Raw genomic sequence first — 13,909 nt, forward strand, 5'->3', positions numbered from 1 at the left:
TGGGGCGACAGGCCGTTCCTCTTTATCGCTTTAGCGGCCGCACCCTGGTTTTGGTGGGGGACAGGCGGCTTTGGTTTGGGGCTTTTTGAGGGCCACTGGTTTTGCCGAGGGGGACGCGTTGCTTTGGCATGGGATTTTCTGCTGTCCCCTGCTTTTGTCGGGGAACGTATTGCTTTGGTAGGGGGCAGCTGCCCCCGGTTCTGCTGAGGGAGAAATTGCTTTGGCATGGGCTTTCTGCTGTTCCTTAGTTCTGCCGGGAGGACGAGCTGTTTTGGCGGGGAGCTTCTGCTGCTCCCTGCTTTTGCCGGAGGGCAAGTTGCTTTGGCAGGGAGGGGCCGCCTTCAAGTTCTGCTGAGGGAGAAATTGCTTTGGCATAGGGCTTTCTGCTGTTCCTTAGTTCTGTCGGGGAACAGGTTGCTTTGGAAGGGGGAGTTCTGCTGTTCTATGGTCCTGCTAGGGGACAAATTGCTTTGGCATGGGGCTTTCTGTTATCGCCTGGTTCTGCTGGGGGGTAAAATGCTTGGAGCGAGGTTTTCTGCAAGGGAGGCCGAGGGCGGGAAAAGGAAGGCGCTCTCTGGAGAGGGATGACGCGAGCGGATGTCTTGAATCACCGATGGCCATTGCTTTTTATGTCTGCGGCGGGGGGAAGCGGCAAATCGAGTCCGACGCCCTCACGGGGCCGGGCTTGTGTGACGCCCTTTTCGGGCCGGTGTATACCGTCATTTCATTGATAGTCTTGCTCGCGCGCCTTTGATGTGAGCGGGGCGCGGTCCTCGCCTCTGGCCCGAAAAATCGTGGCCAGAGAAGGTCAGTCCAGATAGGGGGCGGCTGTCTCGAGGGCCGCCCGCAGCTGCGACAGGTGGTCTTGCAGCCGGGGGTCTTGGCGGTCGATCTCCCCCGGGGGGAGGGTGCCCAGATACCAGCGCAGGGTGTCCATCCGCCGCAGCAGGAGAAGGGCCGCGTAGCGGGGGCGGTGGTCCGCCCAGCGGGCTTCGCTCCAGCCGTAGCCCTGCAAAAAGGCCTGCCACTGGTCGCCCGAATGGCCCTCCAGGGAGGAGACCTCGTAGTCGGGGCAGGCGTGGACCGCGGCGCAGCCGAAGTCCACCAGGGTGGTGCCGCCTGGCCCACAGAGGAGGTTGCGGGGCGACAGGTCCCCGTGGCAGAGCCCCAGGGGGATGCGGCGGGGATCCAGCCCTGCCCACAGCCGGCGGATCGGCCCCTGTGCCGAGCGGGGATAGCCGCCCAGCGCGAGCACCGGGTCGCCCTCGGTCAGGCAGGAGAGGTTGTAGGCGATCTGCCGCTCCAGGGTGGGGGAGAAGGAGTCGCAAAAGCGGTTGTCCCCCGCCCACTCCAGCCCAAAGCCCTGCACCGGGATTTGGTGCAGCGCCCGGGCGAAGCGCCCCAGTTCCCGCCAGAGGGAGAGGGCCTCCTCCCCCGAGAGGGCGGTGCCGGGCCGCCCCTCCACAAACTGTTCCACCAGGTAGGCGGTGTCCTCTTCCGCCCCGCAGAGGAGGGGGCGGGGGACCGGTAGGCCCGCCGCCTCGGCGGCGCGCAGGTACCAGACTTCCTTTTGATACTCTTGGAGAGCCCCCGGCCGCAGCCGCAGGAGCAGCTTTTCGCCCCCGGCGAGGCGCAGCGCAAAGACCCGGTTGACGCTGCCCAGGCCGCAGATCTCCTCGACGGCGAGAAGGGACCGGCCCAGCTCCTCTCGGCAGAGGCGCCGGGCCAGTCCCTCGGGATGGGTCACAGCCGGGAGAGGGCCGCTTCCAGCCCCTCGATGGCGTTTTGCAGGGTCAGGGGTTCGGGGGCCTTGTCGGCCTCCAAGATCCGGCGGCCCTCCAGGGCAGCGGCGCGCAGTTCGGCGTCCCCGTCGGCCCGGGCCTCGGCCTGTTCGGTCAGCTGGGTGAGGCGCTGGATCCGCAGAAAGAAGCGGTGCTCCTCCTGCAGCTCAGAAAAGAGCTTGGAGAGGGTCCACTCCCGGTTGTAGGGGGTGATGACCGCCTTGAGCTCGATGGTCAGTTCGCTCTCCTTCAGCTGGGCCAGCAGGTGGTCGAGCCGGTCCTTGGTCAGGCCCCCCAGCAGGATGGCCTCCTCCCGCACCGGGGCGGGGGGCTGGGCGGGCGGCTCTGTGGGCTGGTATCCCGCCAGCCCGGCACACCAGCCGATGGTCTGGCAGAGGTCGTCCGGCCCCAGCTCCCGGCAGGGGATGCCCAGGTCGCCAAGTACCTCCTGCACCCGGCGGCCCCGGGGCGTGCCCTTTCCCAAATGGTAGAGGAGAGCGATCTCCTGAGGGATCATCCTCGCTTTCATGGCAGTTCCTCCCAAATCATTGTGTTCTTCGCTATGAGTATACACCAAAACCGGCAAAATCAAAAGCGCCGGGGAAAAGAAAGGGCAGGCCCTTTCCAAAAGGACCCGCCCTCTCTACATAAAATTTCAAAAGCCCATCTCCCGCAGGCGGGCCACCAGTTTGACGTACTCTTCCCGCACGTCGAAGCCGCGGTAGTCGTCCCGCCGCAGGTCGATGACGTCCCCGTGGGAGATGCCCCGGTAGCCGGCGGCGCGAAAGACCCCCAAAAAGTTGCCCCAGACCGCCGAGGGGACCGACACCAGCCCGTCGTTGGGCCCCTCCGCCGCCTTGACCACGCAGTAGGGAAAGGCGAGGACCATGTCGCTGAGGGCCCCCTTCATCACCGAGGCGCAGCTCTGGTAGTAGACGCCGGGGCAGTCGGGGGCGATTTGGGCCAGGTGGGCGGCGTAGGCGGTGGTGAACTCCCGGCTGGCGGTGTAGAAGTCGGGGTGTGTGTCGCCCAGTCTGGCGAACACCCGGTCGACTGCCCGCGCCAGGGCGCGGTAGAGGCCGTCGGGCATCCTCACCAGCCGGTCGATGACCTGGGAGCCCCGGTGGGGGGTGGAGACGGTGGTCAGGGAGGCCACCTGCGCCCCCATCCCCAGGCAGCTGATCATGTAGCGGGCGTCCAGTCCGCCCTTGGAGTGGGCGATGATGTTGACCTTTTCGCTGCCGGTCTCGGCCAGGATGGAGAGCACCCGCCGGCGGATGTCGGCAGCGTTTTGCTCCACCGTCCCCCAGGCCTCCTGGTTGCCGTAGTAGAGGCGGGCCCCCAGCCGGGTGAGCTCCTTGGGGATGCGCCCCCAGTAGCAGAAGTGGCGCAGGTCGCGAAAGCCCACCCCGTGCAGAAGGAGGATGGGGTAGCGGGTGGCGCAGAGGTCGGACTCGGCCCGCACCCGGCGCACCCCCTCCATGAGACAGCCGTGGTCGTACTCAAACCGGGCCTGCCGGCAGAGGTACCAGGCCGCGAAGAGGCCGATCACCGGCAGGGGGAGGAGCAGGATGACCACCACCCGGCGCACCAGGTTGAGCCATTTGGAGGTGCAGAGGACCCGCAGCACCCCGTTTGCGCAGAGCGCCGCGGCCAGGAGGAGGGAGACGGCGATGTCCGCTGTCACCAGCGGCCAGGGGAGGGAAAACCGCCGGGCCAGCCAGGGGTAGAAAAACCAGATGGGGATCTGCGCCAGCAGGGCGTAGATGCCCGCCATGGTGAGAAACCGCCCGTCCCAGAGGACCCGCAGCCGGGCGGTCTCCCCGTCGCGGCGCGCGCGGGTGGGGAAGGCGCTGAGGCGGACGGCCCCGTAGAGCCAGAGGAGAAGGAGGGCGGCCAGGGAGGACCCTTTGGTCAGGGGCGGAGCGGCCCACCCCCAGAGGAGGAAGAGGAGCAGCGGCAGGTGCGGCAGCGCCGGCAGGGCGAGGGCCAGCACCCAGCGCCGGCAGAGGTCGATGCGCCCGCACCCGTCCAAAATCGCCAGGGCGAGGGCGGCGGCCAGCGCCGACAGGGACAGCGAGAGAGGGGACAAGGGGGAAACCTCCTTTCGCGCGGTCAGTTGTCGGGCTGCTGCCGGCCGAGTGCGGCCCAGCGCTCAAAGTCCTGCTGGGCCATGGGGCGGGCGAAGTAAAAGCCCTGGATGGTGTCCAGCCCCATGGGGCGGACGATCTGGTACTCCTCCTGGGTCTCGACCCCCTCCAGGCAGACGTGGATGCCCACGTCGTGGCAGAGGGCGACGATGAAGCGGATGAAGGTGGCGTCGAAGCGGCTGTTTTGGATCCCCTTGACAAAGTCCTGGTCGATTTTGACGATGTCCGCCGGCGCCCGCTTGAGGATGTTGAGGGAGGAGTAGCCGGTCCCGAAGTCGTCCATGGCCAGGCGGATACCCGTCTTCCGGATCTCCTCAAAGGTCTGGGACATGGCGTCCGCGCTGGAGGCGATGTAGGTCTCGGTCAGCTCCAAGACGATGTGGGCGGGGTCCACCCCCATGTCCAGCAGGGTCTGGCGGAGAAAGGGGAGAAAGTCCGGCTGGGACAGCTGCAGGTAGGAGAGGTTGATGCTGAGGGAGAAGTCGGGGAAGCGGTCGACCCACTGGGCACAGGTGCGGACGGCGCTGGCAAAGATCCAGCGGCCCACCGGGTGGATGAGCCCGCTCTCCTCCAGGAGGGGGATGAACTCGCTGGGGCCGACGGGGCCGTAGTCGGCGCACTGCCAGCGGGCCAGCGCCTCGGCCCCGCAAAGGGCGCCGGTGCGGGCGTCCACCTGGGGCTGAAAGGCCAGGGAGAAGCCCTCAAAGTCCCGCTCGACGCTGGTGCGCAGGTGCTCGATCAAGTCGAGGCTGCGCTCTTTGGAGAGGAGGATGGAGGGGGAGAAGGGGACCAGCTGGTTTTTCCCCCGCGCCTTGGCGTGTTCCAGGGAATAGGAGGCGTACTTGAAGAGGTCCAGGTAGTTGTTCGCGTCGTCCGGGTAGAAGGCGGAGCCGGCCGAGAGGGTGCAGTAGTACCTGCGGCCGGAGAACTCCTGCTGGCGGGAGAAGATGTCTCGCAGGGCGCCGTAAAACTGCTCCGGCCCCGCGCGGCCGCCCCCGCTGAAAATCACCCCGAACTCGTCGCCGTCCAGCCGGTAGACAGTGGCGTTGGAGGGGAGAAAGGTCTGGATCTTTTGGGAGGTGATCCGCAGCACCTCGTCCCCAAAGACCCGGTCGTAGAGGTCGTTGACCCGCTTGAACTCGTCGAGGCCGAGGACCATCACGCTCAAGCTCTGGTCCGGGCGCTCCTGCAAAAAGTGGTTGACGTCCTCCTCAAAGACAAACTTGTTGAGCAGCCCGGTCACGTGGTCGATCTTGTTTTTGCGCCCCAGGTTGGCGATGGTGCCGGCAAAGAGGACGGGTTCCCCCTGCTCGTCCCGCTCCACGTGGCCGCGGCAGCGCATCCACACCCACTCGCCGCGGCGGTTTTTGGCCCGGTATTCGATGTTGTGGCAGCTGGTGCGGCCGTCCTCGATCTCCTGGTTGGACTCCAAAAAGGCCTGTTTGTCGTGGGGGTGGATGCGGCTGCCCCAGACGGCGGCGGCATTCTTCACCACCTCGCAGGGGAGGTCGAACTCCTCCACCATGGCCGGGGGGTAGCGGAAGGTGCCGGTCTTCATGTTGCAGACGTAGACGTAGTCGTCGGTGCTCTGCACCAGGGCGTCGTAGAGGCGGTCCTTGTCGTAGGTGAAGGCCTCGACAGACTCGTCGGTCTCGCCGACGGCGGCCCGCTCCTCCGCCCGCTGGATGTGCAGCAGCCGCTTCTGCCGGTACATCTGCTCGTCGGCGCGGGACAGGAGTTCGTCCGCCCCCAGCCCCTCGTCCAGCGGCACCTGCACCAGCCCGTAGCAGAAATCGGGCTGGTAGGGGAGGCCGTTCTCCTCCGCCAGGGCGGACAGCGCGTCCTTGGCCGCCTCGATCTTGGCCCGGGCGGCGGCCTCGTCGCTGTTCCAGAACACCAGGCAGAATTCGTCCCCGCTGAGGCGAAAGGCGTAGTCGGCGCTGTCCAGCTGGGAGGTGACGGCCTGGGCGGTCAGCTGCAGGGCGCGGTCGCCCTCCAGGTGGCCGTACCGGTCGTTGATCTGTTTGAGGGAGTTGACGTCGTAAAAGCCCACCACCAGGGGAAGGGCGGCCCGCTGCGCCGCCCAGATGGACTGCACCAGCGCCTTTTTGCCCGAGCGGCGGTTGCGCACCCCCGTCAATTCGTCGATGGAGGCGGCCTGGAAGAGGGCCTTGCGCTCGGTGATGTCCATCGACTGCTGCAGGTGTACCCGGGAGCCGTCGACCCACTGCACCAGGCTGTCGTAATTTTGGTAGGTGCGGCCGGTGCGGCTGTTGTGCTCTTCCCAGACGCAGGAGGGATTGTCCGAGGGGTCTTGCAGCAACAGCTGCACCGGGCAGAACTTGCAGCGGCCCTCCTGGTCGGATTGGAGCACCTGCCAACAGATCATCCCCTCCGGCTCTTTCAGGGAGAACGCCTCTTTCATGGTGCGGTTCATGTAGAGGATGCGGTCGGTCTGGGGGTCGGTGATGTAGATGTTGGCCTCCAAACTGTCCATCAGAGCGCCGAAGATGAAAGATTGCAGGCGGATGTCGTCCATCCGCCCCTGTTGGGCAAAGAAGAGGGAGAGGATGTCGGCCAGCGATCCGAGGGCAGCCCGTTCCCCCTCGGTCCAGGGGCCCTTTTCCCGCGCCTTGCCGAGGTAGAGAAAGCCCAGGAGGGCGCCCTCCCGCTCGATGGGGAGTAGGGTGGGGGAGTAGGGGGGCGTCTGGTCGCCGAGGATGTCCCGCACCATTTCCTCCACCGCGCTGTCCTCCGGCGGCTGCCCGCGGGTAAAGGCGTCGATCAGCGGGGGGAGATAGCGCTCGAGAAAGAGGGGATAAAACCGCTCCCACCGCTCCTGCGACTCACCCCAGAAGGCCGCCTCCGCGGGCTTTTGGGCGCTGTCGAGCCGCAGAAAGGCCACCCGGCAGACCGGGACAGAGTGCCCCACAAATTCAGCCAGGCAGCACACCCGCTGTCGGGGGCTGGAATCGCTTGAAAAGAGGGGGCGCAGGGCCAAAAACCCCTCGTATAGCTGGTAGAGGGGGCCCTGCCCCCGATTGCACTGTTGCATGATCACACGCTCCCACTTCTTGTTTGAGGTGCTCGGATGGCGGCCGGCCGGGAACGGGTCACCCGGCAGGTCTGTCCAGGAGGCGGTTCAGGTACGCGGTGACCCGCCGCTCCTCCTCTTCCCGGTAGAGGTAGCCGAGGGCGGCGGCCACCGCCCTTGCGGCCTGGGAGAAGAGGCGGCCCAAATCAAAGAGGGACCGGCGGCAGGCGGGGTAGCTGTCACAGCGGCAGGTCGCCAACAGGGCCTGCCAGGTCTCGGGGGGAAGGTATTGTTCCAGGTACTTGCCGCACTTGCCGACACTCACTGAAAAGCCGGTCTGACAGCCCACCTGCCAGCCGAGCATCCGCACCAGTTCGCCCTGCAGGGCGTGCAGGTGTTCGGCGGCGTAGAGGATCTCCCCCCGGCAGATGCCCTTGAGCACGTAGGGGGAGAGCCACCAGAACTCGTTGCAGCAGGCCCAGAACTCCGCCTGGCTGGGGCGCACGACCCAGTGGCAGCGGTCGCTCGGCGGGGGCAGGGGAGGGCAGCGGCCGTCTTTGTCCAGCAGGATGACGGTCTGGGTGTCCTCTTGGAGATAGTCCTCCAGCATGTCCAGGGTGCGCAGCATCAGGTCGATGCGGTTGCCGTCGGCAAAGAGCATCAAGTAGGTGTAGGCGCCCCCGAGGGAAGGGGGGAAGAGGACGCCGTCCTCCGGGGTCTGCAGGATGACCCGCTCGCCGAATACGTCGATCCAGCTGGGGTCGGCCAGGAAGGGGGCCATGTCGGTGACGAAGTAGACCACGTCGAAGTCCTGAAAGGCGTCGCGGGGGGCCTGCGGGTTGGCGCGGGAGCCGTTGAGGGCCACTAGGCGGACGCGCGGGTCGCTTTGGGCGGTATCGAGGATGAGACGGTACATCTCCTGTTCGGTGCGCATGGCGGGAGTCCTCCTTTGTCTTGACCAGATAGATAAATCCATTATACAGGAAAACGGGGAACAAAAAAACAGCTGAACCAAAAAGAACAGCTGTTTTGGGGGCATTTTGTGGACATTGTCGCCGGGGGAGAGGGGATTTGAACTTCAGAGAGGGCGGGGGCGCTCAGCCGCCGACGCCGGTGACGAGGTCGGGGTCGCTGTACTCCTCCTTGAGGATGTCATAGTCCTTCCAGTCCTCGCTGTACTGCACCTCCAGGGAGAAGACGCAGCGCGCCGCCTGGCCCGACTCGTTGAAGGTGCTGATATAGCCGTCGGCCAGCACCCGGCCGTCTTCGCCGGCGGCAAAGTCGGTGAAGGTGACGGAACTCCCCTGGCCGACATAGCGATAGCGCAGGACGAGGTGGTCTTTGCGAATGTAGGAGGGGCGAGCGCCCTTGACCACGTATTCCCCCTTGGAGGGGTAGTGGACGTGGCTCAACAGATAGGTGTTGAGGTCGCTCTTCGCAATGGAGGCGGGGTTATAGCTGTTGCCCACCACGATTTTCAGGGGGATGCTCACGACCTCGCCGCCGGGGGTGCGGGCGGTGATCTCGGTCTCGCCGTCCTGCAGGATCTGCAGCTCGACCGAGAGGCGGTATCCCGTGCCGGAGAGAAGGGGGACGGGTTTTTGGGGGAGAGAGGCGGCGGCGACTTCGGGGTGGGAACTCTCCAGCTGGATGTAGGGGTAGTCCTCGCGGAAGGCCGCCTCGTATTGGAGGGTGACAGAGGCGGAGCGGCCTGCCGTGTCGCTGGAAAACCACCTGGCCTCGGAGTCGGCAAACTGCAGGGCGGTGACGGTACAGCTGTCCTCGTCGGCGGCCACCTCCTGTTTGCTCTGCACTACCTTGAAGAGCTGGGGCTGGCTCTGCACTTTCCCGTCGGCGCTCTGGCAGTAGACTTCCGCCAGGCCCGGCTCCTTGGGGGTGGCCACCCCTTTGACGAGATTTACAAAGGTGTCGTCCATCGCCACCGCCAACACATCCGGGTTGGTGGAGACCCACTGAAAGTCCTCCGGCGAGAGGCTGACACTGCCGGGGCACTTGGCGGTCAGCTTGACCGGTTTGCTGTTGTCCAGTTCTAGAAGGAGGGCGGCAGGGCGCTGAAAATCGATCGAGGCGACGGGATCCTTTACGGCCCCCTCCCGCTTCTGGCAGCCGGTGGCCGCAAAGAGGAGCAGGGCGGCGCACAGCAGGGACGCGGTTTTTTTGAGAGACATGGCGAAGGGCCCTCCTTTGAAAAGAAGTGTTTTGGAAATGCCGGGCGGCATCACCCGTTTGAGCAGTTGGCCGCGTCGATGGCCAGCACGATCATCAGGGCCAGCAGCGCGTTCCCCTGCTCGGCCACCTCGATGACATAGGTGTCGGTCCAGTGCAGCGGCTCTTTGTAGACCCGGGCGATCTCCCGCCCGGCGGCGTCCAGCACCTGGTAGTTCCAGCCCAGCCAGTCCCCCTCCACCCGCCAGCCATTGCAGTTGAGGGTGTAGGAGGGGCGAAAGAGGGTGAACTCCCGCTTGATTTGGCCGATGCAGTGCTCTCCCAGATAGAGGGCGAAGCGGGGGAGAAAGGTGAGCACCTCCTCCTTGACCTGCCCCAGATACCGGTCTTGGGTGTCGTAAATTTCCAGCCGGTGCCCCCAGGAGAGCTGCCCCTTTGCGGTGAAGAGGGGGGCGCCCCACTCGTCGCAGATGTCGTAGCTGTCAAACCAGGAGAAAAAGCGCTGTCGGAACAGAAGTTTCATAAAAGTCTCCTCTCTGCCCACTTGGCGGGGCGGGGTTCGGCGGGAAAAGGTCCTAGCGCCACACCGCCTTGACGACGAGCCAGGCGATGAGGAGCCAGAACAGGAGGACGGGGAGGGCGCAGCACCACCTTTTGGGCTTTCCGTCCCGCCAGACCTCTGCCGACCGCTCCCTGCTCCGCGCCCAGACGTCGGCCGGGATGCAGCGGACCGTCAGGGCCACCAGGGCCGGCAGCAGGAGGAGGTCGTCCAGATACCCGAGCACCGGGATGAAGTCCGGAATGAGGTCGATGGGCGACAGGGCATAGCCCACCGTCAGGGCGGCGAGCGCCCTGGCGAGAAAGGGGGTCTCCCTGTCTTTAAGGGCGATAAAGACGGCCGGAATGTCGGCCTTTAGCTGCTTGGCCCGCGCTTTGATGGCGTTCATCTAATTTTCCCCCCAATTTTTGGACGGAGTTTCCCCGGCCGCAAAGGGCCCCTCACCGGCGGTATCGCCTGCCGCCGCGCTGAGCCTTTTTGGACCGGATGCCGGCGGCCGCCAGCCCTGTGGCCGAGAGGGCGAGCAGGGGGAGCCACAGTCCGGCGCGGCTGCTGTCGCCCGTTTCAGACGGCGCGGCCGGCGCAGAGGGGGCGTCGGGGGAGTCGGGCGCTGCGGTTTCGCCGTCCGCACCCTTCTTGGTGCAGTTTTTGAAGACCGGCGTCTCCGAGAGGGGGCGGCCGTCCAGGGACCACACCGCAGAGGAGACAATATACCTCCCTTGCCCCTCGCCGATGGTGAGGGTGAGGGTGTACACAGACGCGTCGTATTCGACGGCGTCGGCGTCGCCCCCGATCTCTTCGACAGAGTAGGTATAGACACCCGCGCGGTCAAAGGAGAGGGGGGCAAAGAGCACGTCTTTCCCGGCGTTGCCCTTTACTTGAAGGGTGTTTCCCGACGCGTCTTTCAGCGCGAACTGAAAGGCGCCGTCCTCGGCCGGGGCGCCGTCGAGGAGTTTTTCCACGGCGACGGCGTAGCTGGCCGGCAGCAGGGTCTCGCCGCCTGAGGGCGTTTGGGCGTTGGTCACGACGATCAGCCAGTTCCCGTCTTGGCCCCGCTCGACGGTGTAGCTCATCTGGAAGCCGGAAACGGCCTCTTCCTTTACCGCGATGTCGGTCAGGTCGGCGGGGACGTGCGCGAGCACCCCCGTCCAGTCGTTTTGCGCGGTGAGGGTCACCGAATCCAGGGCATACCCGTTTGCCAGCACCTGGATCTTCACCCTGTCTGACGATATGGCGGAGGCGGGGGACCACACTTTTTTCACGGTGATGGTCTTGAGGTATGAGGGGTCGTATTCGCCCACCACGACGCCGCCGTTGGCCCCGATCCCGCCGCCGCGCGTCGCCTTGTTGCCGACGATGAACAGCTTTGCGCTGCGGTTTGCGAGTGCCGACGCGCCGGGGGTGACGACGGCTTTCAGCGCCAGATTTTCGCTGGAGTTTTCCACTGCCAGGGGCTCGCTGTCGCCGCTCTCCGGGTCATAGCGGGGCACAGAGGCGCTGACCGAGGTGATCGCCGTGGGGGAGGGGACGTAGACGCCGCCATCCCGGTACCAAGAGACGGCGCCGCCGCCGAGCAGCCGCTTGGAGAGGGTCGCATTGTGCTGGTCGGTGGAGCCGTTCACAGTGGCGATGACAAAATCATCTCCCGCCCCGCCGGCTGTGTTGGCGTATATCGCCCCGCCGTTTTTGACATTGACCACCGCTTCGCCGGTTTGGCAAAACCACATGCCGCCGCCGAGGGAGGTGGCGGTGTTCTCGGTGATGACGGCGTTGTTCAGGGCCATGGTGCTGTAGCTGGAGGTGTTGCCCTCGCTGTACATCCCGCCGCCCTGTACGGCCGAGTTGCCGCTGATGATGCCCGCGTTCAGGACGACGAAGTTGCTGAACGAATAGATGCCGCCGCCGGAGGCGTTGATCCCGTTGACCGCCCGGTTGCCGGAGATGACGCCCCCGTCCATGACAAAGGAGGTCTTGTACTGGGCGGTGTGGGATTGCACCCCCGAGTCCACCACGCAGACGCCGGCCCCATTGCCGCCGGTGTTGTCGCTGATGGCGCCGCCCTCCATTGAAAAGTCGGCCGCGTCTTGGATGAACACCGCGCCGGAGGAGGTCAGCTGGCCGTAGGCGGCGGTCTTGTTGTCGCTGATGGTGCCGCCCGTCATCCGGAAAGTCGCCCTGGAAGCGGCGCTGTCGGAATAGGCGAAGACGGCGCTTCCGCGGTAACCGGTGTTTTCGCTGATCTCCCCGCCCTGCAGGGAGAAGGTGCAGCCGACGGTGACCATCACGCCGGAGGAGGTCAGAAATGCGTTGCCGCCGGAGCACTGGTTGGCCGCGATCCGGCCGCCATTCATGACAAATTCGGCGCGGTCGAGGAGCAGGACGGCGCCCGCGATCTGCGCGTCGACGATCCTGTTCTTGGCGATCAAACCGCCGTTCATTTCAAAGGTTGCGCCCTCGCCTGTGACCAAAACAGCGCCGGAGTTGAACGAGCTGATGTTGTAGTCGGAGATGGTGACGCCCTCCTCCACGACCAGCGCGCCCCTGTCGACGATGGTACCGCGGCCGTAGGCGCTTGTCAGATAGTGGCCGCTTAGTTTGAGTTTGCCCGACAGGGTCAGGGTGGCGCCGCTCTCCACGGCGATGAGGTCGGTCAGGGCATTGGCCTGGTTGGCGGTAATGGTGTAGCCGTTTTCTCCCTCGGCGCGCAGGCGGATCTTTTTGCCTGCGGGCACCGTCACCGCCTGGTCGAGCTTGATGTCCTTTTGGATGAGGAGAGTGGTCTCTTCCCCGGCGGGGGCGCCGTCGATGGCCTGCTGCAGCGTCGGCGCGTCGGCCCCGTCGCGGATGGTCTCGCCCACGTCGCCGATGGACTTGACCAGGTAGATCACCTCCACCCCGTCGGGGATGGCCCCGGCGGTCACGGTCACATCGTCGGCGCTGGCGTTAAAGGTGACCGTCTGCAAACTGGTGTCGTCGGCAAAAACCGAAGAGGGGACCGTCTCCACGCCGCTGCCGATATACGCTGTGCGCAGGGCGGTGCACCCCTGAAAGGCATTTTCTCCCAGCGAGGTCACCGAGTCGGGCAGGACGACGGTTTCCAGGGAGGAGCATTTCCAAAACGCATAGCTGCCGATGGAGGCGAGGGAGCTGGGGAGGTCTATCTCTGTGAGGTCGGTGTACAAAAAAGCCCAGACGCCGATAGAGGTCAGCTGGTCGCTCAATTTGACCGAGGAGATGCCGCTGTAGCTAAACGCCTTGTCGGGGATGGCGGTCAGCTTTGACAAATCGAGCGCGCAGGTGAGGTTGTAGCACTCGTAAAAAGCGTAGCTGCCCAGCGCGCTCACCTGGGACAGGTCGACCGCCTGGGCGAGTTGATCGCACCCGCTAAAGGCATAGCTGTCGATAGAGGTCACCGCAGACAAACTCGGGATGGCGGTGAGGGCGGCGCAGTCGTAAAAGGCGCTTGAACCGATGGAGGTGATGGCCCCCTCTGCCGTGACAGCTGTCAACTTTGTGCAGTCGCTGAAGGTGTTGGAGGGGATGGTGTCGACGGAGGCGGGGAGGCGCACCTCTTTCAGAGAGGTGCAGCCCGAAAAGGTCGAGCCCTCGCCCAGTTTCAATCCGTCCGGCAGGGCGATGCTCGTCAGCGCCGTGGCCCTTGAGAAGGTCCCCGGCCGGGAGAGGAGCTTCAGCGTGCTGGGCAGAGAGATCTGCGTCAGGCCGGTACAGCCGCTCACCATGAGGTTGGAGGCGATCTCTTCCACCCCCTCTTGAAAGGTGAGCGCCTCCAGCTTGGCGCAGGACTGAAAGCTGCCGTCGAAGACGGCGATGGAGCCGGGAATGGTGACGGCCGTCACATTGGGGAATTTTCGGAACGACTGCTGGTTGACCGTCGTCATTGTGTCCGGCAGAACGACGCTCCCCACATTGTTGCGGCGGGAGCTGGAATTAAACACCGGGTTTTTCGCCCAGAAGACATCGGTCACCCGGTAGGAGGCGCCGCCGTAAGGCACCGTGTCGGGCACCGCGACGGCTGTCCCCTCTGCGGCCGGTTCGGACACATCCGTCAGGGTCGCCTCGCCGGTGTCGGGGTACAGGGTAAAGGTGAAGGTGAGGCCGTCGACTTCCAGGGTCGCCTCCTCGATGGGGTCGGCGGCGCGCGGCAAAGCGGCGCCTGTTTTTTGGGGAGCGCTGGAAA

Annotated in this window: 9 protein-coding genes; all 9 read right to left on the reverse strand. The window is 65.4% G+C overall.

The features are described 5' to 3' along the window. Window positions 1-808 precede the first annotated feature (808 nt). A complete protein-coding gene (locus tag KQI11_RS03910) occupies window positions 809-1,747 on the reverse strand; it encodes a phosphotransferase family protein (protein ID WP_216401159.1) in 939 nt (312 codons plus the stop codon). After that, a complete protein-coding gene (locus KQI11_RS03915; protein WP_216401160.1) occupies window positions 1,744-2,310 on the reverse strand; it encodes a DUF3783 domain-containing protein in 567 nt (188 codons plus the stop codon). Before KQI11_RS03915 ends, KQI11_RS03910 begins: the two co-directional genes overlap by 4 nt. 126 nt (window positions 2,311-2,436) lie before the next feature. Further along, complete coding sequence (locus KQI11_RS03920; RefSeq protein WP_286172524.1) at window positions 2,437-3,873, reverse strand: esterase/lipase family protein; 1,437 nt, start codon at window positions 3,871-3,873, stop codon at window positions 2,437-2,439. 23 nt (window positions 3,874-3,896) lie between these two features. Next, the gene (locus KQI11_RS03925; RefSeq protein WP_286172525.1) at window positions 3,897-6,986 is read right to left on the reverse strand and encodes an EAL domain-containing protein; all 3,090 of its coding nucleotides are present in this window, start codon (window positions 6,984-6,986) and stop codon (window positions 3,897-3,899) included. 58 nt (window positions 6,987-7,044) lie between these two features. Then, window positions 7,045-7,899 (reverse strand): aminoglycoside 6-adenylyltransferase, encoded by an 855-nt coding sequence (locus KQI11_RS03930; protein WP_216401161.1) that lies wholly within the window; start codon window positions 7,897-7,899, stop codon window positions 7,045-7,047. A 163-nt stretch (window positions 7,900-8,062) separates the two neighbouring features. Next, on the reverse strand, window positions 8,063-9,154 hold the full coding sequence (locus tag KQI11_RS03935; protein ID WP_216401162.1) for a hypothetical protein: 1,092 nt from the start codon (window positions 9,152-9,154) through the stop codon (window positions 8,063-8,065). A 50-nt stretch (window positions 9,155-9,204) separates the two neighbouring features. Next, window positions 9,205-9,675, reverse strand: a complete 471-nt coding sequence (locus tag KQI11_RS03940) for an LURP-one-related/scramblase family protein (RefSeq protein ID WP_216401163.1) — start codon at window positions 9,673-9,675, stop codon at window positions 9,205-9,207. Window positions 9,676-9,727: 52 nt separating this feature from the next. Next, complete coding sequence (locus tag KQI11_RS03945; protein WP_216401164.1) at window positions 9,728-10,099, reverse strand: YkvA family protein; 372 nt, start codon at window positions 10,097-10,099, stop codon at window positions 9,728-9,730. A 52-nt stretch (window positions 10,100-10,151) separates the two neighbouring features. Next, complete coding sequence (locus KQI11_RS03950) at window positions 10,152-13,877, reverse strand: leucine-rich repeat protein (RefSeq protein WP_216401165.1); 3,726 nt, start codon at window positions 13,875-13,877, stop codon at window positions 10,152-10,154. Between the last annotated feature and the right edge of the window lie 32 nt (window positions 13,878-13,909).

Source organism: Acetanaerobacterium sp. MSJ-12, assembly GCF_018917875.1.
Taxonomy (GTDB): Bacteria; Bacillota; Clostridia; order Oscillospirales; family Ruminococcaceae; genus Bittarella; species Bittarella massiliensis.

Bases quoted from the DNA above. Each gene is read 5' to 3' on its own strand.
- KQI11_RS03935 (WP_216401162.1), bottom strand. From the start codon at position 9,154: ATGTCTCTCAAAAAAACCGCGTCCCTGCTGTGCGCCGCCCTGCTCCTC.
- KQI11_RS03915 (WP_216401160.1), bottom strand. From the start codon at position 2,310: ATGAAAGCGAGGATGATCCCTCAGGAGATCGCTCTCCTCTACCATTTG.
- KQI11_RS03945 (WP_216401164.1), bottom strand. From the start codon at position 10,099: ATGAACGCCATCAAAGCGCGGGCCAAGCAGCTAAAGGCCGACATTCCG.
- KQI11_RS03930 (WP_216401161.1), bottom strand. From the start codon at position 7,899: ATGCGCACCGAACAGGAGATGTACCGTCTCATCCTCGATACCGCCCAA.
- KQI11_RS03925 (WP_286172525.1), bottom strand. From the start codon at position 6,986: ATGCAACAGTGCAATCGGGGGCAGGGCCCCCTCTACCAGCTATACGAG.
- KQI11_RS03940 (WP_216401163.1), bottom strand. From the start codon at position 9,675: ATGAAACTTCTGTTCCGACAGCGCTTTTTCTCCTGGTTTGACAGCTAC.